The sequence below is a fragment of the Halovulum sp. GXIMD14794 genome (genome assembly GCF_054457455.1).
The window spans coordinates 21,420-38,186 of sequence record NZ_JBTLNF010000007.1 but is presented as its reverse complement, the minus strand read 5'-3'; the positions used below and the strand labels follow the sequence as shown (position 1 = coordinate 38,186).

17 protein-coding genes are annotated in these 16,767 nt (G+C 67.2%); 9 read left to right on the top strand and 8 right to left on the bottom strand.

The features are described from left to right. Nucleotides 1-4 precede the first annotated feature (4 nt). The 3 genes from ACW9UR_RS17420 to puuE are packed head-to-tail and all read right to left on the bottom strand — an operon-like array spanning nt 5 to nt 2,714. Nucleotides 5-481: an ureidoglycolate lyase gene (locus tag ACW9UR_RS17420; RefSeq protein ID WP_458918326.1), complete on the bottom strand. Its 477-nt coding sequence runs from the start codon at nt 479-481 to the stop codon at nt 5-7. Then, nucleotides 478-1,299, bottom strand: coding sequence for a bifunctional allantoicase/(S)-ureidoglycine aminohydrolase (locus tag ACW9UR_RS17415; protein WP_458918325.1), 822 nt, complete (start codon nt 1,297-1,299; stop codon nt 478-480). The genes ACW9UR_RS17420 and ACW9UR_RS17415 overlap by 4 nt, the downstream gene beginning before the upstream one ends. Then, the gene (gene puuE / locus ACW9UR_RS17410) at nt 1,296-2,714 is read right to left on the bottom strand and encodes an allantoinase PuuE (RefSeq protein ID WP_458918324.1); all 1,419 of its coding nucleotides are present in this window, start codon (nt 2,712-2,714) and stop codon (nt 1,296-1,298) included. Before puuE ends, ACW9UR_RS17415 begins: the two co-directional genes overlap by 4 nt. Nucleotides 2,715-2,807: 93 nt before the next feature. On the opposite strand from puuE, the gene uraH reads away from it, so the two are divergent. The 4 genes from uraH to ACW9UR_RS17390 all read left to right on the top strand — a co-directional run bounded on the left by uraH (nt 2,808) and on the right by ACW9UR_RS17390 (nt 6,254). Next, nucleotides 2,808-3,176: a hydroxyisourate hydrolase gene (gene uraH, locus ACW9UR_RS17405; RefSeq protein ID WP_458918323.1), complete on the top strand. Its 369-nt coding sequence runs from the start codon at nt 2,808-2,810 to the stop codon at nt 3,174-3,176. Between the two features lie 3 nt (nt 3,177-3,179). Further along, nucleotides 3,180-4,406 (top strand): urate hydroxylase PuuD, encoded by a 1,227-nt coding sequence (locus tag ACW9UR_RS17400; protein ID WP_458918322.1) that lies wholly within the window; start codon nt 3,180-3,182, stop codon nt 4,404-4,406. Nucleotides 4,407-4,515: 109 nt separating this feature from the next. Further along, complete coding sequence (locus ACW9UR_RS17395) at nt 4,516-5,394, top strand: NAD(P)-dependent oxidoreductase (protein ID WP_458918321.1); 879 nt, start codon at nt 4,516-4,518, stop codon at nt 5,392-5,394. After that, the gene (locus ACW9UR_RS17390; protein ID WP_458918320.1) at nt 5,391-6,254 is read left to right on the top strand and encodes a sugar phosphate isomerase/epimerase family protein; all 864 of its coding nucleotides are present in this window, start codon (nt 5,391-5,393) and stop codon (nt 6,252-6,254) included. Before ACW9UR_RS17395 ends, ACW9UR_RS17390 begins: the two co-directional genes overlap by 4 nt. Before the next feature lies 1 nt (nt 6,255). Here ACW9UR_RS17390 and ACW9UR_RS17385 read toward each other — a convergent pair whose 3' ends face one another. Both ACW9UR_RS17385 and ACW9UR_RS17380 read right to left on the bottom strand, forming a co-directional pair. Further along, entirely contained in the window at nt 6,256-7,140 is an 885-nt protein-coding gene (locus tag ACW9UR_RS17385) for an amidohydrolase family protein (protein WP_458918319.1), read from the bottom strand. A 144-nt stretch (nt 7,141-7,284) separates the two neighbouring features. Continuing rightward, nucleotides 7,285-8,088, bottom strand: a complete 804-nt coding sequence (locus tag ACW9UR_RS17380; protein ID WP_458918318.1) for a DUF599 domain-containing protein — start codon at nt 8,086-8,088, stop codon at nt 7,285-7,287. On the opposite strand from ACW9UR_RS17380, the gene ACW9UR_RS17375 reads away from it, so the two are divergent. The 5 genes from ACW9UR_RS17375 to ACW9UR_RS17355 all read left to right on the top strand — a co-directional run bounded on the left by ACW9UR_RS17375 (nt 8,087) and on the right by ACW9UR_RS17355 (nt 13,545). Next, complete coding sequence (locus tag ACW9UR_RS17375; RefSeq protein ID WP_458918317.1) at nt 8,087-9,520, top strand: FAD-linked oxidase C-terminal domain-containing protein; 1,434 nt, start codon at nt 8,087-8,089, stop codon at nt 9,518-9,520. The two genes, ACW9UR_RS17380 and ACW9UR_RS17375, sit on opposite strands and share 2 nt — an antisense overlap. 72 nt (nt 9,521-9,592) lie before the next feature. Next, nucleotides 9,593-10,732: a glycolate oxidase subunit GlcE gene (glcE, locus tag ACW9UR_RS17370; RefSeq protein WP_458918647.1), complete on the top strand. Its 1,140-nt coding sequence runs from the start codon at nt 9,593-9,595 to the stop codon at nt 10,730-10,732. A gap of 3 nt (nt 10,733-10,735) precedes the next feature. After that, on the top strand, nt 10,736-12,028 hold the full coding sequence (gene glcF, locus ACW9UR_RS17365; RefSeq protein WP_458918316.1) for a glycolate oxidase subunit GlcF: 1,293 nt from the start codon (nt 10,736-10,738) through the stop codon (nt 12,026-12,028). Between the two features lie 78 nt (nt 12,029-12,106). Continuing rightward, nucleotides 12,107-12,949, top strand: coding sequence for a trypsin-like serine peptidase (locus ACW9UR_RS17360; RefSeq protein WP_458918315.1), 843 nt, complete (start codon nt 12,107-12,109; stop codon nt 12,947-12,949). Between the two features lie 146 nt (nt 12,950-13,095). Beyond that, nucleotides 13,096-13,545, top strand: coding sequence for an Hsp20 family protein (locus ACW9UR_RS17355; RefSeq protein ID WP_458918314.1), 450 nt, complete (start codon nt 13,096-13,098; stop codon nt 13,543-13,545). 65 nt (nt 13,546-13,610) lie between these two features. Here the strand turns inward: ACW9UR_RS17355 and ACW9UR_RS17350 are convergent, their stop codons facing one another. The 3 genes from ACW9UR_RS17350 to ACW9UR_RS17340 form a co-directional block, all read right to left on the bottom strand. After that, nucleotides 13,611-13,820 carry a hypothetical protein gene (locus ACW9UR_RS17350; RefSeq protein WP_458918313.1) on the bottom strand — a complete coding sequence of 70 codons (210 nt, stop codon included), beginning with the start codon at nt 13,818-13,820 and terminating at the stop codon, nt 13,611-13,613. 290 nt (nt 13,821-14,110) lie between these two features. Further along, the gene (locus tag ACW9UR_RS17345; RefSeq protein ID WP_458918312.1) at nt 14,111-16,192 is read right to left on the bottom strand and encodes a vWA domain-containing protein; all 2,082 of its coding nucleotides are present in this window, start codon (nt 16,190-16,192) and stop codon (nt 14,111-14,113) included. Beyond that, on the bottom strand, nt 16,189-16,725 hold the full coding sequence (locus ACW9UR_RS17340) for an RNA polymerase sigma factor (RefSeq protein ID WP_458918311.1): 537 nt from the start codon (nt 16,723-16,725) through the stop codon (nt 16,189-16,191). The genes ACW9UR_RS17345 and ACW9UR_RS17340 overlap by 4 nt, the downstream gene beginning before the upstream one ends. Nucleotides 16,726-16,767: the final 42 nt, after the last annotated feature.

The window sequence follows — 16,767 nt, the reverse complement described above, 5'->3', positions numbered from 1 at the left end:
CCCCCTAGCGCGTGATCGTGACCGGGTCCTCCAGCCAGTGTTCTTCCAGGTTGTTTCCCTCACCGATCCGGTCGACCACGGCGAACAGCCCCGGCTCGGAAAGCGGTGTCAGCACCCCGTGCCAGGTGCCCCGGTGATAGTTCACCCCCTGGCCCGGTGCGGTCAGGAAGGCGCGCGGCGTGCCCGGCTTGCCGCCCGCATCTGGGGCGACGATCACCAGGAACGGCTCCTGCGTCATCGGCAGGAAGGCCTGTGCGCCCAGCGGATGCCGCTCCAGCATGTCTAGCGTGTACGGCAGGGCACGTGGCCGGGCGTTGAACAGGCTGATGCCAGCGCGCCCGCCGTCCATGTCCAGCGCGGCCAGATCGTGCCAGCGCCCGCAATTGCCCTGGTTGATGATCTTGTCGGGATCGCCCGACACCTCCAGCACGTCGCCGAACGGGGCGAAAGCCTCGGCGGTCAGCGGCTCGATGCGGATCATCCGCCGACCTTAAGCTTCGGGTGCCGGTTCACGTCCTTGTAGAGCAGGTAGCGGAACGGCCCCGGCCCAGCGGCGACGCAGGCCTGCGGACAGAACGCCCGAAGCCACATGAAGTCCCCGGCCTCGACTTCGACCCAGTCGCCATTCAGCCGGTAGACCGCCTTGCCTTCCAGCACATAGAGCCCGTGTTCCATCACGTGGGTCTCGGCGAAAGGGATGTTGCCGCCCGGCAGGAAGGTTACGACGTTCACGTGCATGTCATGGCGCAGGTCCGAGGGTTTGACGAAGCGCGTCGTCGCCCAGGCGTCGGTGCCCGGCATCGGGATCGGGGCCATCTGCGTCTCGTCGGCAAAGAACGCCTCGGGCTTGTCGATGCCGGGGGCGTGTTCCCACTGTTTGCGGACCCAGTGGAATGTCGCCGGATCGGTGCCGTCATTCGCCACCGACCACGCCGCGCCGCTTGGGATGTAGGCATAGCCGCCGGGGGCCAGCGTTTCGGTCTCGCCCTCGACGGTCACGGTCAGCGCGCCGCCGACGACGAACAGCACGCCTTGTGCTTCGGGGTCCGGCTCGGGCGCGTTGCTGCCGCCGCCGGGGGCGACCTCCATGATGTACTGCGCGAACGTCTCGGCGAATCCGGTCAACGGGCGCGCGATGATCCAGGCGCGGGTGCCCGTCCAGCCGGGCAGGTAGCTGGTGACGATGTCCCGCATCACGCGGCGCGGGATCACCGCGTAGGCGTCGGTGAAGATCGCCCGGTCGGTCATCACCTCGGTCTGGCCGGGCAGGCCGGTCTCGGGCAGGGCGTAGGTGCTCATGGCAGCAGGTCCTTCAGGCGCAGGGCGGCGATGCGCTCGACCTGTTTGCAGGCGGTGGCGAACTCGGCTTCTCGGTCGTTCTCCAGCCGCGTCTCGAAGGCGCGCAGGATGCCCGCCTTGTCGTGGTCCTTCACCGCGATGATGAAGGGAAAGCCGAATTTCGCCGTGTAACGCGCGTTCAGATCGGTGAACTGTGCGCGCTCGGCGTCGGTCAGCATGTCCAGCCCGGCGCTCGCCTGCTCGGCACTGCTTTCGGGCGTCAGGCGCTTGGCGGCGGCCAGCTTGCCCGCAAGGTCGGGGTGCGCGCGCAGCACGCCCAGCCGTTCGTCCTCCGAAGCGCTGCGGAACGCCCGCGCCAGCGCCGAATGCAGGCCGACGGCGGTGTCATGCGCGGGGCCAAGCTCCAGTTCATAGGCGCGTTCGGCGATCCACGGCGAATGCTCGAAGATCCCGCCCCACTTGGCGACGAAGGCCTCGCGGTCCATGCGCGAGGGCCGCTCCCACGCGACGGGCGGATGCGTCTTGGCCCAATGTTCGGCGATGTCGATGCGCCGGGCGATCCAGACGCCCTCGTGCCGTTTCACGTGCTCCAGGAACTTCTTCAGACCCGCCAGCCGCCCCGGCCGCCCGGCCAGCCGGCAGTGCAGGCCGACCGACAGGATCCGCGCCGGGCCGTGGTGGCCTTCCTCGTAGAGTGTATCGAACGCATCATGCAGGTAGGTGTAGAAATCCTGCCCGTGGCTGAAGCCGGGTGCGCCGACGAAACGCGCGTCGTTGGCGTCGAGCGAATAGGGGATCACCAGCTGGTCGCGGCCCTCGTGGTGGTGCCAGTAGGGCAACTCGTCCGAATAGCTGTCGGCGCACCAGGCAAAGCCGCCCTCCTCGGCGATCAGGTCCAGCGTCCGCTCGGTGCAGCGACCGGTGTACCAGCCGCGTGGCCGCTCGCCGGTGACCTCGGTGTGCAGGCGGATCGCCTCTTGCAGATGGGCGCGTTCCTCGTCCGCCGAGAAATCCTTGTACTCGATCCAGCGCAGCCCGTGGCTGGCGATCTCCCACCCGGCGTCCTGCATGGCGGCGACCTGCGCCGGGCCGCGGGCCAGCGCCGCGGTCACGCCATAGACCGTGATCGGCACGTTCATCTGGGTGAACAGCCGGTGCAGCCGCCAGAATCCGACGCGGCTGCCGTATTCGTACATCGTTTCGATGTTCCAATGGCGCTTGCCGGGCCAGGGTTGGGCGCCCACGACTTCTGTCAGGAACGCTTCCGAGGCCTCGTCCCCGTGCAGGATCGAATTCTCGCCGCCCTCTTCGTAGTTCATGACGATCTGGACAACGACCTTCGCGTTGCCGGGCCATTTCGGGTCGGGGGGCGTCTGGCCGTAGCCGTGCAAGTCGCGGGAATAGCGGTCGGGCATGGAACCTCGGGTCTTGTATCGGGCTGCGTTGCGACGCAACATCGCGCCGACAATAGACGCCCCACGCGGGCGAGGACAATCCGGAGAGATGCGATGAACGAACCGGCGGGCGGTTTCCTGACCACGCATGTGCTGGACACGGCCCTCGGCCTGCCCGCCGAGGGGATCGAGGTCTCGCTCTACCGGATCGACGGGAACCAGCGGATTCACCTGACCACCCGCGTCACTAACAGCGACGGGCGCACCGATGCGCCGATCCTGCCGGTCGAGACCTTCGCCACCGGCACCTACGAGTTGGAGTTCCACGTCGGCGCCTATCACCTGCGCACTGGCCAGGACCTGCCCGAACCGGCGTTCCTCGATATCGTGCCGATCCGCTTCGGCATCGCGGATGCGGCATCGCACTACCATGTGCCGCTGCTGGTCTCACCCTACGGCTTTTCCACCTACCGGGGCAGCTGAGCCATGTACGACGCCGCCGTCATCGAAGCCTGGATCGAGTTTGCGGTCCGCTGGGCGCATGTCATCACCGGGATCGCCTGGATCGGATCGTCCTTCTACTTCATTGCGCTGGACCTGGGCCTGCACCGCGACCGCAACCTGGCCAGCGGCGCGGACGGCGAGGAATGGCAGGTCCACGGCGGCGGCTTCTACCACGTGCAGAAATACCTGGTCGCGCCCGCGAACCTGCCCGAGCACCTCGTCTGGTTCAAATGGGAGGCCTACTCTACCTGGCTAACCGGCTTCGCCATGCTGGTGCTGGTCTACTACCTTGGCGCGGACCTCTACCTCGTTGACCCGTCGGTCATGGACCTGCCGATCTGGGGCGCGGTCCTGATCTCGCTGGCCTCGATCGGGTTCGGCTGGATCGCGTACGACTTCATCTGCAAAAGCAGGTTCGGCGACGACAACACGCGCCTGATGCTGGGCCTTTACGTGATCCTCGTGGCGATGGCCTGGGGTTATACGCAGGTATTCTCGGGCCGCGCGGCACTGCTGCACCTGGGCGCGTTCACCGCGACGATCATGTCCGCGAACGTGTTCTTCATCATCATCCCGAACCAGAAGATCGTGGTCGAGGATCTGAAGGCGGGCCGCACGCCGGATGCCAAGTACGGCAAGATCGCCAAGCAGCGCAGCACCCACAACAACTACCTGACGCTGCCGGTGCTGTTCCTGATGCTGTCGAACCACTACCCGCTGGCCTTCGCCAGCCAGTGGAACTGGGCGATCGCCAGCCTCGTGTTCCTGATGGGCGTCACCATCCGGCACTATTTCAACACCATCCACGCGCGGAAGGGGAACCCGACCTGGACCTGGGCGGCGACGGCGGTGATCTTCATCCTGATCATGTGGCTGTCCGCGCAACCGCTCCGCCAGCCCGAGGAGCAGGTGATGACCCCCGCCGCACAGCGTTTCGCCGCGGCTGAGGGGTTCGATCAGGTGACCGATGTGGTGATGGGCCGCTGCTCCATGTGCCACGCGGCCGAGCCGGGCTGGGACGGCATCCTCTGGCCGCCCAAGGGTGTGCGCCTCGACAGCCCCGAGGAGATCGCCCGCCACGCCCGGCAGATCTACCTGCAATCCGGCGTCACCCACGCCATGCCGCCCGCGAACCTGTCGTGGATGGAGGACTCGGAACGCGACCTCATCGTCCATTGGTACCGCGCCGCGACCGGCGGCGCGCTCTAGACAAATCAGCGGGCCATCGGCACGGTCTGCCGACGGGTTGACGGATTGCCTCACCTGGTCACGACAGTGACGGAAGAAGGCCTGAACGCACGCGATGGAGGTATTGGCGATGCGTGTAGGCGTGATTGGTCTCGGAGACATGGGCTCCGGGCTGGCGAAGAACGTGATCAAGGCCGGTTTCGACTGCGCCGGTTTCGATCTCTCCCCCGACAGGATGAAAGCCTTCGAGGCGCTCGGCGGCAGTCCGGCGGGCTCGGCGGCCGAGGCGGCGACCGGCGCGGACGCGGTTTTCGTCATGGTGATGAATGGCGCGCAGGCCCATTCGGTCTACGAGCAGATCATCCCCGTTTTGCAGCCCGGCGCGGTCATCATCCTGACCGCGACGATCATCCGGGACGAGACCGAGTCCCTTGGCAAGATGCTCGAGGGCACGGGGATCGAGATGATCGACAGCCCGGTCTCCGGCGGCTTCCCCGGCGCGCAGAACGGCACGCTGGTGATGATGGCCGCAGGTTCCGAGGCGGCGATGGCCAAGGCCCGCCCGGTGATGGAGGCGGTGTCCGGCACCATCCACCACGTCGGGACCGAGCCCGGCATGGGCCAGACGGTGAAAGCCTGCCTGCAATCGCTCAACGGCGCGATCTTCGCCGGCGTGTTCGAAAGCGCCGCGCTGGCCGCCGCCGCCGGGGTGAAAGGGCAGGTGATCCACGACGTGTTCGTGAACTCCTCGGCCGGCTGCCCAGCCGTCCGCGCGTCGCTGGAGAACATCATCGACCGCAAATTCGAGGGCACCGGCAGCCATATCGCGACCATGTACAAGGACCTGACCATCGTCATGGACATGGCCCGGTCGCTGGGCGTGCCGCAGTTCACGGCCTCGACGGCCATGCAGCTGTTCCAGGCGGGCAAGACCAAGTACCCGAACGGCGACAACTGGTCCGTCACCCGCATCACCGAAGAGATCACCGGCAAGGAGCTGCACCGGTGAGGCTGGGCGTCATAACCGACGGCATCAGCCGCGACCTCGATCACGCCCTGCGCGTCGCGGTCGACGCGGGGTTGGCCGAGGCCGAGCTTCAGTTCATCGGCGACACCGAGGTCGGCGATCTCAGCGCCGAGCAGATCGCGGCGGTGGGCGACGTGACCCGCCGCCACGGCACCCCGGTCTCGTGCATCTCGCGGCACCTGTTTGCGGGAATGCGCATGTCCGACGCGCGCCCCGGCGACGCCGAGCACACCCGCCACATGGAGGCGCTCAAGCGCTGCATCGGCATGGCGCAGGCGCTGGACTGCAAGCTGGTGCGGATCATGACCGGCAAGAAAGAGATGATCCTCTGGGGCAGCCACGGCGCCGAGGTCTGGAACGTCGCCAAGGGCGCATGGGAGGCGCAGCTTCCCCTGATCGCCCCGGCGGTGGAACTGGCCCGCTCCGAAGGCGTCACGCTGGTGGTCGAGACCGGCAACGGCACGATGGTCCACTCGGCCTGGACGGCGCGCAAGCTGATCGACGACCTCGGGGCCAAGGACACGCTGAAGGTGCTCTGGGATCCGGCCAACGCCTGCTACTGCCACGAGGACCCCGAGGAAGCCTACGAAACCCTGAAGGACGGCTACATCGGCCATATCCACATCAAGGACGTTCAGGTCGACACGCCAAAGGCGACGCTCGAGGTGCGGCCGATGGGGCAGGGGCAGCTTGCGGGCGCCTACCCGCGCATCGCCGAGGCGCTGAACCGCGACGGCTACGCGGGGTCGGTGTCCTTCGAAAGCGTCTACCACCCCGGCAATGGCGACTTCGAGGCCGGGTTCCGCCAGAACGTCGGCCTCTTCAAGTCGCTGTTCGGCTAGGTCAGAAGAACACCGCCTCGGCGGTGCCGCGCATCAGCTGGTCGCGCTCTGCCTCGGACAGGCCCAGCCCGTCCCGCACGAGCGCCACGGCGGCGCCCAGATCGTTGGGCGCCTCCTCTTCCAGCACCGGCAGGTCCGAGCCCCACATCAGCCGTTCGGTCCCGAAAGCGTCGATCAACTGGTGAACCTGCGGCACGATCGCCTCGTAGGGCGGGGTGTCGAACTTGTTGAACCCCGAGACCTTCACATAGACCGCGTCATGCTCGGCCAGCGCCAGCAGCTCGGCCAGCCGCTCCGGCTCGTCCGGGCGGACGGTGCCCATGTGGTCGATCACCACCTGCGCATCCGGGTGCTTTGCGCTGAGCGCCGCGATATGGCGCAGCGCGCCGTCATCCATGTTGGCGTTGTTGCGGATCAGCGGGCAGATCGCCAGACCCTCGCGCGCGGCGGTGTCGAACATCGCGTTCATCTGGGTTGAGTCCACCCAGGAAGCGGTATCGAAGCCCCGCACCCGGAAGCCCCGGATGCCCTTGGCCTTGCGGTCGATCATCATCTCGGGCGCATCGTCGCGATCCTCGCCCACAGCACCGACCGCGCCGAACCGGCCCGGATGTGCCTCCATCATGTCGGTGAAATAGCTGCTGTCGAAGCCGTGGTACCAGATGTGCTGGATCAGCACGACGCGGTCGATCCCATGGGTTCCCAAGCGATCGAGCAGCGGCTGCGCGGCAAATTCCTTCGGGTTCAGGTCTGCCGCTGTGCGCCCCTCGGCCAATGGATAGGCGTCGAGATCCGCACTCCAGGCGTGGCAATGCGCGTCGATCAGGCCGCCGCCCTGGCTCATAGCTACCGACGGCACCATGGCCGCCGCAGTCGTTGTCGCCATGAAACCCCTCCGCGACATGATGATTCCGGTCATTTCATCCCCCATTCTTGGTAGAGCGCTTATCTGAGCGCTCAGATTGAGGTCTACAGTGCCGGCGATGCGCCGCCAACAGTTTTTCTTGGATACATTGGACGAGGATGCCGCTCAGGGTTGCGGCACGCCTTCCAGCAGCGCCGCCCGGGTCTGCGACTTGAACTCGCGCCGCCACAGGATCGACGCTGTCAGCAGCACGGCGCCGATCATCACATAGGGGCCGAGGAACCAGCCAAGCGCCGCGATCGCGAAGTAGAGACCGCGCAGCCCACGGGTGAAGGCGCGGTCGGCCAGAATATTCACTCGTGCCGCACGGGCCGCCATGGCCTGCGCGGCCTGTGGGTCCTGGTCGCTGGGTGTCGCGGCCATGATGACGGCGCAATAGCCGAACAGGCGCATCGACCACACGAACTTCAGGAAGGCGTAGGTCAGGAAGGCGATCACGAAGAGGATCTTCACCTCCCACACGACGACGGGGGCGGAGAGCGACTCGTTGAGGTCGCTGGCGACGGAGTCGAGCCGTTCGGTCTGGCCCAGCGCTGCCGCGCCGCCGCCGATGGCGATGAGCGTGGTCGAGGCGAAGAAGGACGTGCCCTGCCGCAGTGTCGCCAGAAGCTGCGCGTCGAAGATTCGCACGTCGCGCCGGGCCATCTCTTCCAGCCACGTGCGGCGGTAGTGGTGCATCAGCACATGGGTCGAGGGGCGTCGCGCAGGCGGGTGCTCGATCAGCCGCGTCGACAGGAACAGCATGGCAAGCGTCAGAGCCGCCGCGATCCAGTCGGCGGGGGCGAAAGCGCTTAGAAGCGGGCCGGGGTTCATCACGTCGAGCATCGCCGAGTTGTGGCCCGTGCCGATGCCGTTTGCAATCCTTCGCTCGGCGGGCAAAAATCGGGAAAAGAACCGGGAGGTCCCCATGCAGATGCCCAAGCCCTCCGAGGCCATTATCGACCGCAAGGACCAGATCATCGCGAAGCTGCGGCAGATCCTGCCGGCCGATGCCGTGATCTCGGACCCCGCCGAGACGCGTGCCTACGAATGCGATGCGCTCACCGCCTATCGCTGCCCGCCGCTGGCCGCGGTGCTGCCCGCCTCGACTGAGGAAGTCGCCGCCGTGCTGAAGCTGTGTCATGCCGAGGGGGTTCCGGTGGTCCCGCGCGGTTCCGGTACCTCGCTGGCCGGGGGCGCACTGCCAACCGCTGACAGCATCATCTTGGGCGTCGCCAAGATGAACCGTGTGCTGGAAACCGACTATGACAACCGGATCATCCGCGTGCAGTCGGGCCGCACCAACCTCAGCGTGACTGGCGCTGTCGAGGCGGACGATTTCTTCTACGCCCCCGATCCCTCCAGCCAGCTCGCCTGTGCCATCGCGGGCAATATCGCGATGAACTCGGGCGGGGCCCATTGCCTGAAATACGGGGTGACGACGAACAACCTGCTGGGCGTCACCTTGGTCACGATGGAAGGCGAGATCGTCGAACTGGGCGGCGCCCATCTGGACGCGGCGGGCTATGACCTGCTGGGCGTGCTCTGCGGATCCGAGGGGCAGCTGGGCGTGGTCACCGAGGCGACGCTGCGCATCCTGCGCAAGCCCGAGGGCGCGCGCCCGGTGCTGATGGGCTTCGACACGAACGAAGTCGCGGGCGCCTGCGTCAGCGACATCATCAAGGCAGGCGTGCTGCCGGTCGCTATCGAGTTCATGGACCGCCCCTGCATCCGCGCATGCGAGGCCTTCGCCCACGCCGGATACCCGGACGTCGAGGCGCTGCTGATCGTCGAGGTCGAGGGCTCCGAGGCCGAGATCGCCGAGCAGCTGGCCAAGATCAAGCAGATCGCCGAGCGTCACAACCCGAGCGAATGGCGTGAAAGCCGCAGCGCCGAGGAATCCGCCGCGATCTGGCTGGGCCGCAAGTCCGCCTTCGGCGCGATGGGGCAGATCAACGATTACATGTGTCTCGACGGGACGATCCCGGTCAGCCAACTCCCGCATGTGCTGGGTCGGATCGGAGAGTTGTCCAAGGAATACGGGCTGGAGGTCGCGAACGTCTTTCACGCGGGCGACGGCAACATGCACCCGCTGATCCTGTTCGACGCCAATGCCCCCGGCCAGCTGGAAACCTGCGAAGCGCTGGGCGCCGAAATCCTGAAGCTGTGCGTCGAGGTCGGCGGCTGCCTGACCGGCGAGCATGGCGTCGGTATAGAGAAGCGCGACCTGATGCTCACCCAGTACACGGCGCAGGACATCGAGGCGCAGTTGCGGGTCAAGGATGTGTTCGACCCGAAATGGCTGCTGAACCCGGCGAAGGTCTTCCCGCTCGAGACCACCGACAGGCGGCGCGCGGCGTAGGGGGCGCTGCCCCTTCTGGCCCTGCGGGCCAATTCACCCCCGGAGTATTTGGAGAATAGAGAAGACATGGGCTTGAGACCGGCAGACGAGGCGGAACTGGCCGAAGCGGTCGCTGCCGCCGCCGCCGAGGGCAGGGGGCTTGCGATCCGCGGCGGCGGTACGCGCGTGGGACTGGGCCATGCAGTCACTGGCGATCCGCTGGAGACCGGCGGCCTGTCCGGCATCCGCCTTTACGAGCCGGGCGCGCTGACGCTGGTGGCGGGCGCGGGCACCCCGCTGGAGGAGATCGAGGCCGCGCTGGCAGCCGAGAACCAGCGCCTGCCGTTCGAACCGATGGACCACCGGGCGCTTTACGGCACCAACGGGGCGCCGACGATCGGCGGCGTGGTCGCGGCGAATATTTCGGGCCCGCGCCGGATCCAGGCCGGCGCCTGCCGCGACAGCCTGATCGGCGTGCGCTTCGTGGACGGACGCGGCACGGTGCTCAAGAACGGCGGGCGGGTGATGAAGAACGTCACCGGCTATGACCTGGTAAAGCTGATGGCGGGCAGCCACGGCACGCTGGGCGTGCTGACCGAGGTTGCCTTCAAGCTGCTGCCCGCGCCCGAGCGCAGCGCGACGCTTTGTCTTTACGGGCTGACCGACACCGCGGCGGTCGCGGCGATGTCGGCGGCGCTGGGCTCGCCCTTCGATGTAACCGGGGCGGCGCACATGCCGGGGACCGAGGATGGACCGCTGACCCTGATCCGTATCGAGGGGTTCGAGGCTTCGGTCGCCTATCGCGCCGGCCAGTTGCGCGAGCTGTTGGCCCGCTTTTCCGACGAGATTGCCGACAGCGACGATCCCGCGCTCTGGTCGCAGGTCCGCGATGCCCGCCCCTTGGGCGAGGGCGCGGGCGATGTCTGGCGCGTGTCGGTCAAACCATCGGACGGGCCCGAGGTGCGCCGCCGGGTAGGGCTCGATCATCCGGCGTTCTACGACTGGGGCGGAGGACTGGTCTGGCTGCGCGTGCCGACCGGCGAGAATATTCGCGCAGTGCTCGACGGCATCTCGGGTCACGCGACACTTGTCCGTGCCGACGATGACACCAAGGCCCGGCTGGGCGTGTTTCACCCCGAACCCACGCCGCTAGCGAAGATCAGCGCGGGTCTTCGCGCCGAGTTCGACCCCAAGGGCGTGCTGAACCCGGGCCGGATGGGGGCCGCAGGATAGAGAATGCAGACGAATTTCACTCCGGAACAGCTCACCGACCCGCAGATCGCCCGCTCCAACCAGGTGCTGCGCGCCTGCGTGCATTGCGGCTTCTGCACCGCGACTTGCCCGACCTATCAGGTGCTGGGCGACGAGCTCGACAGCCCGCGCGGGCGGATCTACCTGATCAAGGACATGCTCGAAAGCGGGCGCCCGGCGGACGAAAAGACCGTCAAGCACATCGACCGCTGCCTGTCGTGCCTTGCCTGCATGACCACCTGCCCCTCGGGCGTGCACTACATGCACCTTGTCGATCACGCCCGCGAGCACATCGAGAAGACCTACAAGCGCCCACCCACCGACCGCGCCCTGCGCTGGCTGCTGGCGCGGATCCTGCCCTATCCGGGGCGCTTCCGGCTGGCGCTGGTGGCGGCGAAGCTGGGCAAGCCGTTGCGCGGCCTGATACCCGACGCGCGGCTGAAGGCGATGCTGGACATGGCGCCCGACTGGATCCCCTCGGTCAGCGCGAACGATAGCCCGCAGGTCTTCCCGGCCAAGGGCGAGCGGCGCAAGCGCGTCGCGCTGATGACCGGCTGCGCGCAGAAGGCCCTGGACACCGACATCAACGACGCGACGATCCGCCTGCTGACCCGCCATGGCTGCGAGGTCGTCGTGGCGAAGGGCGCTGGCTGCTGCGGGGCGCTGACCCATCACATGGGCAAGACCGCCGAAAGCCATGCCAGCGCCGCCGCCAACATTCGCGCCTGGACGGCCGAGATCGAGGGCGAGGGGCTCGATGCCATCGTCATCAACACCAGCGGTTGCGGCACGACGGTGAAGGACTACGGCCACATGTTCCGCACCGAAGCGCTTGCCGAGGATGCCGCCCGCGTCTCGGCCCTGGCTCGCGACGTGACCGAGGTGATGGCCGACCTGGGCGTGACCCCGGTCGAGGGTGCGCCGACCCTGCGGGTCGCCTATCACGCGGCCTGCTCGCTCCAACACGGGCAGAAGATTACCACGCATCCGAAGAAACTGTTGAGAGATGCAGGTTTCGAGGTGGTCGAGCCTGCAGACCCGCACCTGTGCTGCGGCAGCGCGGGGACCTACAACCTGATGCAGCCCGAGATTTCGGGGCAGCTGAAATCGCGTAAGGTTGCAACGCTCGAGGCAACGCGGCCACAGGTGATCGCGGCGGGCAACATCGGCTGCATGATGCAGATCGGTTCGGGCACCGGCGTTCCCGTCGTTCACACCGCGGAACTGCTGGACTGGGCGACCGGAGGGCCACAGCCCGCCAAAATGCGGAAAAATTGACCATGTCTCGTCGATATTCTTGCCACATTTGCCGGTAAAGGTGATGCTCGAAACAAGAACACCGGACGAGGGCTCAAGATGATCGGAAGGCTGGCGCTGGCTTTGGTCGCGTGGACGCTGGGTGCGGGCGCGATGGCGGAGGAGCCGTCGGGTCTCAGGACGCTCAGCGACGCGGACGAGGCGCGCGCCTGGCAGGCTGTCGGGCGGCTCGATCTGGACAAGTCCGGCTTCTGCACCGGCGCGCTGATCTCGGAGCTTCACGTGCTGACCGCCGCGCACTGCGTGTTCTCGCGCCGCTCGGGCGAGATGTACGACCCGGGCCGCATCGTCTTCCGCGCCGGCCTGCGCAACGGCCGCGCCACCGCCAGCCGCCGCGCGCGGCGGTTCATCGTGCACGAGAATTACAACTACGACGATGACGACAAGATGAAGCGCGTCGCATCGGATGTCGCGATCATCGAGCTTGAGCGTCCGATCCGCGACGCCACCGTCATCCCGTTCGAACGCTATGTCAGCCCGCCGACGGATGCGAACTACATGGTCGTCTCCTATGCCGCCGGGCGCGAGGATGCGCCCTCGCTGCAGGATGCCTGCGAGGTTCTGGACGAGCGCGGCGACGTGCTGGTGATGTCCTGCGCCGTGACCTTCGGCGCCTCGGGCTCGCCGGTTTTCGTGCAATCCTCGACCGGGCCAAAGATCGCCTCGGTTATGTCGGCAATGGCCAACTGGCGCGAACAGGACGTCTCGCTCGCCGCCTCGCTGGGCGCGCCGCTGGATTCGCTGCTGCAACAGCTTGCGGTGACAGACCCGGTGTTCCGCTCGCTGCAGGTCAAGCCCGAGGGCGAGCGTGCCTCGATCGCCAGCCAGCTGGGCCGTTCCGGCACCGGTCAGCCGGGCCGCCTGCCACAGATCACACGCTAGGCGTCAGGGGGTCTTGACCCCCGAAATCCCCCTCCCCACATAAGCGATAGCCGGACGCCGCTGACGGGTTCGGCTGCAGAAACAAGGGTCTGTCCAGATCGGAAGGCCCGCTGTTACTTGTATCGCTTCTGAAGGAGGATGCACTTATGCGCACCTACGATTTCACCCCGCTTTACCGGTCGACCGTCGGTTTCGACCGCTTGGCCAACGTCCTCGACAGCGTTCTGACGAACGACGTCGGCGGCCAGACCTACCCGCCCTACAACATCGAGAAGACCGGCGATAACGCCTATCGCATCACCCTCGCGGTGGCCGGCTTCACCGATGCGGATCTGAACATCGAGGCCCGTGACGGCCAGCTCGTGATCTCGGGCAAGAAGGAAGCCGAGGACGGCGAGCGTAACTTCCTGCACCGCGGCATCGCGACCCGCGCCTTCGAGCGCCGGTTCCAGCTTGCCGATCACGTCCGCGCCACCGGCGCCGTGACCGAGAACGGCTTGCTGCATGTCGACCTCGTCCGCGAAGTGCCCGAGGCGCTCAAGCCCCGGAAGATCGAGATCGGTCAGGCTCCGGCGATCGAGAACGCTGCGAACTGATCGCGTCCCGAAGATGATGGCCCGAAGATGATGGAAGGCCCGCCGGTTTCGGCGGGCCTTTTTGCTTACGGCCCCCGTTTCGGGCGACCGCCGGGGGCCAGCCCGATGTCCCGTTGCAGGTAAGGCGGCAGTGTCTCGGCCCGCAGCTTGGGCGCAGAGGGCTTGGCCAGCAACGCCCGCAGCGCGGCGACGAGCACCTGGCCCGCGCCGTTTTGCGCGATGGCGGCATCGATCAGGTCGGAACCGGCCAGCGGCCGGGAAATGGAGTTGTTCATCGCAATCATCCGCCGCGGCTCAGGCGTGCGGTCCTCGAAAAAGCGGAATGTCGGGAATTCGGTGCCGGGCGCTTGGCCTGGCACACCGGCAATTCAGCAGGTGTGCCGGTGTCGGCCCGTGAGATCCGACCCAAGGGGGCGGAAAAGCATGGTTGTCATGTGCCCCCTCCTTCTTCGGGTGTTGCGATGCGGTCCGCTTACAGGCGAATCCGCGAATCGGGAAATGATTCTTTGCCGGAAGTGTGAGAAGTGACCTGCCCGCCACAGTTCGGGCGGGCAGGTCGGGTGGCTTACTTCAGCGCATCCGCTATGCGGATCAGGCTCAGCAATTCTGAACGATAGCCATAAGCATCCTCGCCCCGGTTCTCCGCCGCCAGTTCCCGCGCGTCGTCCCAGGTCCAGCCGGGCAGTGTCTCGCCCCGCAACATCTGCCCGAAACCCGCGACGGCGGCGGCAAAGCGGGTCTCTTCGGGCGCGATATCCTGCCGGTCCGGCAGCACCGGCGTCTCGATCAACGCCGAGGTATCCTCGCCCGGCAGCTTGTACCGGAGCTTCAGGAAGGCATACTCCGCACTTTCGTCCACCACCGGCTGCGGCTCGGACTGGTAGCGCAGCCCGCCGATCCGCTCGGCCGAGGACCCGACCGGCGTGATCTCGTAGAGCGCCGTGACCGTGTGGCCCGCGCCGATCTCGCCCGCGTCGACGGTGTCGTCGTTGAAGTCCTCGCGCTTCAGCGCGCGGGTTTCATAGCCGATCAGGCGGTATTCGCTGATCTGGGCGGGATTGAACTCGATCTGAATCTTCACGTCGTCGGCGATGGGGAACAGGCTGCCGGTCACGTCCTCGACCAGGACCTTCTGCGCCTCGGCCAGCGTGTCGATATAGGCCGCCGTGCCGTTCCCGTTCTGCGCCAGCGCCTGCATGATCGCGTCGTCATAGTTGCCGCGCCCGAAGCCCAGCACCGACAGGTAGGTGCCGTCGTCGCGCCTTTCGGCCACGAAGTCCTTCAGCGCCTCGGGGTCCGACAGGCCGACGTTGAAATCGCCGTCCGTCGCCAGGATCACCCGGCTGACCTCGCCATCCTGCGTCATCCGCTCGGCCACCTGATAGGCCTGCTGCAACCCGGCCTGCCCGGCGGTCGAGCCGCCCGCGGCGAGCTTGTCCAGGCTGTTCAGGATCGTCACCTTGTCCGACGCGGCGGTCGGCTCCAGCACCAGCCCGGCGGACCCGGCATAGGTCACGATGGCGACCGTGTCCCGCTCGTCCAGCGTGTCCAGCAGCAGCCCGAAGGACTTCACCAGCAGCGGCAGCTTGCGCGGATCTTCCATCGACCCCGATGTGTCGATCAAAAACACCAGGTTCAGCGGCGGCCGCTCGGCAGGTGCGATGTCATAGCCCTGAATGCCGATGTGCAGCAGCTGCGTGCCGTCGTTCCACGGCGTCGGCGCGACCGAGACCGAGGTCTGAAACGGCACCTCGCGGCTTTCCGGCGCGGGGTAGGCATAGTCGAAATAGTTGATCATCTCCTCGACCCGCACGGCATCGCGCGGCGGCATCTGCCCCGCGTTCAGCGAGGACCGCACGACCGCGTAGCTGGCCGTGTCCACGTCGATCGAGAAGGTCGAGACCGGCTCGTCCGCCACCAGCTTCAGCGGGTTCGGGCTGGCTTCGGGGTAACGCTCGGTGTCGCGCTCCATCACCGGGGCGGGTTCGTCCATCGGCACGAAGCTGAAGACTGGGCCGGACTGCATCTTGCCAAGCTGGCGCTCTGCGGTGGCAGGAGGCGCGGCGGGGGCGGGCATCTGCAGAGGTGCAACAGCCATATCGCGCGAGCGGCTCTCGGCCAGACCGGCGACGGCCCCGGCAACGGCCGCATCATCGGCGAAATCGGCCTCGGCCTCGGCCAAAGGCGCCAACTGCTCCTCGACGGCTTCTTCACGGGCGACTTGGGCAGGCTGCTCCGTTGCGCGGCGCGCACCATCCGCATCGGCCCGCTCGGTGGCGACCGGGCGCGGGGCAGCCTCGCTTACCTCGTCGGTCAGGTCCGCGGGCGAGATCGACGATCCGCCCAGCGGCAGGTTCTGAGTAATCGCCACGGCAATGGCGACGGTGGCAAGGGCGCTGGTGCCCATCAGGATGCGCGGCTGCGTCAGGTTGGCAAACATGGTTCGAACTCCCGTCCAGAATCCGGCCCGCCTTTCGGGTCGGTCCTGAGTGGGACGCACCACGCCCGCCGTTCCTTGGACGGCGGATGCATTTTTTTCTGCAAAGGCCTCGGCGGCCGCGCGCAGGGCGGCGGCGCGGGCCTCCTCGCGCGGGGCCGGCTGCTGTGCTTTCAGCGCCTTCTTCAGATCGTCCAGCGGATCGGTCATGCCCGTTCCTCCTCGGCCAGCTTGCGCAGGCGTTTGCGAACCTCGCTCATGCGCCAGCTGACGGTTCCTTCCGAGACGCCCAGAACGTCGGCGGTCTCGGCATGTGTCATATCCTCGCCCAGCACCAGCGTGACGGTCTCGCGCAGTTCGGGGGGCAGGGCGGTCATCGCCTCGATCAGCCACTCTTGCTGATCGGCGGCCTGCCGGGCTTCGTCCCGGCGCAGCGCCTCGACATCGCCCCATCCCTCGGCGGCGCGGGAGTGCGAGGCGTGTCGACGCAGCCGGTCCCGCGCGGCGTTCACGACGACCCGGTGCAGCCATGTGGTGAACCGCGCCTCGGCCCGAAAACCTTCCAGCTTGCCGGGCAGCGCCGCGCAGACGTCCTGCGCAAGGTCCTCGGCATCCGCCTGGGTGCCCAGCACCCGCCAAGCGACGCGGTAGATGCGGTCATAGTGCCGGGCGACGAGCACACCGAAGGCCCCGGCGTCCCCGGCCAGCGCCTCTCTCACCAATGCCGCGTCGCTCGGCTCCATCCTCATGTTCCTTCGACGCGGCCCGGCCGCTCGATCCTTGGC

Coding starts and splice junctions, on each gene's coding strand:
- ACW9UR_RS17380 (WP_458918318.1), bottom strand. CDS start 8,088: ATGGGGACCTCCCGGTTCTTTTCCCGATTTTTGCCCGCCGAGCGAAGG.
- ACW9UR_RS17420 (WP_458918326.1), bottom strand. CDS start 481: ATGATCCGCATCGAGCCGCTGACCGCCGAGGCTTTCGCCCCGTTCGGC.
- ACW9UR_RS17395 (WP_458918321.1), top strand. CDS start 4,516: ATGCGTGTAGGCGTGATTGGTCTCGGAGACATGGGCTCCGGGCTGGCG.
- ACW9UR_RS17385 (WP_458918319.1), bottom strand. CDS start 7,140: ATGGCGACAACGACTGCGGCGGCCATGGTGCCGTCGGTAGCTATGAGC.
- puuE (WP_458918324.1), bottom strand. CDS start 2,714: ATGCCCGACCGCTATTCCCGCGACTTGCACGGCTACGGCCAGACGCCC.
- ACW9UR_RS17350 (WP_458918313.1), bottom strand. CDS start 13,820: ATGAACAACTCCATTTCCCGGCCGCTGGCCGGTTCCGACCTGATCGAT.
- ACW9UR_RS17400 (WP_458918322.1), top strand. CDS start 3,180: ATGTACGACGCCGCCGTCATCGAAGCCTGGATCGAGTTTGCGGTCCGC.
- ACW9UR_RS17360 (WP_458918315.1), top strand. CDS start 12,107: ATGATCGGAAGGCTGGCGCTGGCTTTGGTCGCGTGGACGCTGGGTGCG.
- glcF (WP_458918316.1), top strand. CDS start 10,736: ATGCAGACGAATTTCACTCCGGAACAGCTCACCGACCCGCAGATCGCC.
- ACW9UR_RS17415 (WP_458918325.1), bottom strand. CDS start 1,299: ATGAGCACCTACGCCCTGCCCGAGACCGGCCTGCCCGGCCAGACCGAG.
- ACW9UR_RS17375 (WP_458918317.1), top strand. CDS start 8,087: ATGCAGATGCCCAAGCCCTCCGAGGCCATTATCGACCGCAAGGACCAG.
- uraH (WP_458918323.1), top strand. CDS start 2,808: ATGAACGAACCGGCGGGCGGTTTCCTGACCACGCATGTGCTGGACACG.
- ACW9UR_RS17340 (WP_458918311.1), bottom strand. CDS start 16,725: ATGGAGCCGAGCGACGCGGCATTGGTGAGAGAGGCGCTGGCCGGGGAC.
- ACW9UR_RS17355 (WP_458918314.1), top strand. CDS start 13,096: ATGCGCACCTACGATTTCACCCCGCTTTACCGGTCGACCGTCGGTTTC.
- ACW9UR_RS17345 (WP_458918312.1), bottom strand. CDS start 16,192: ATGACCGATCCGCTGGACGATCTGAAGAAGGCGCTGAAAGCACAGCAG.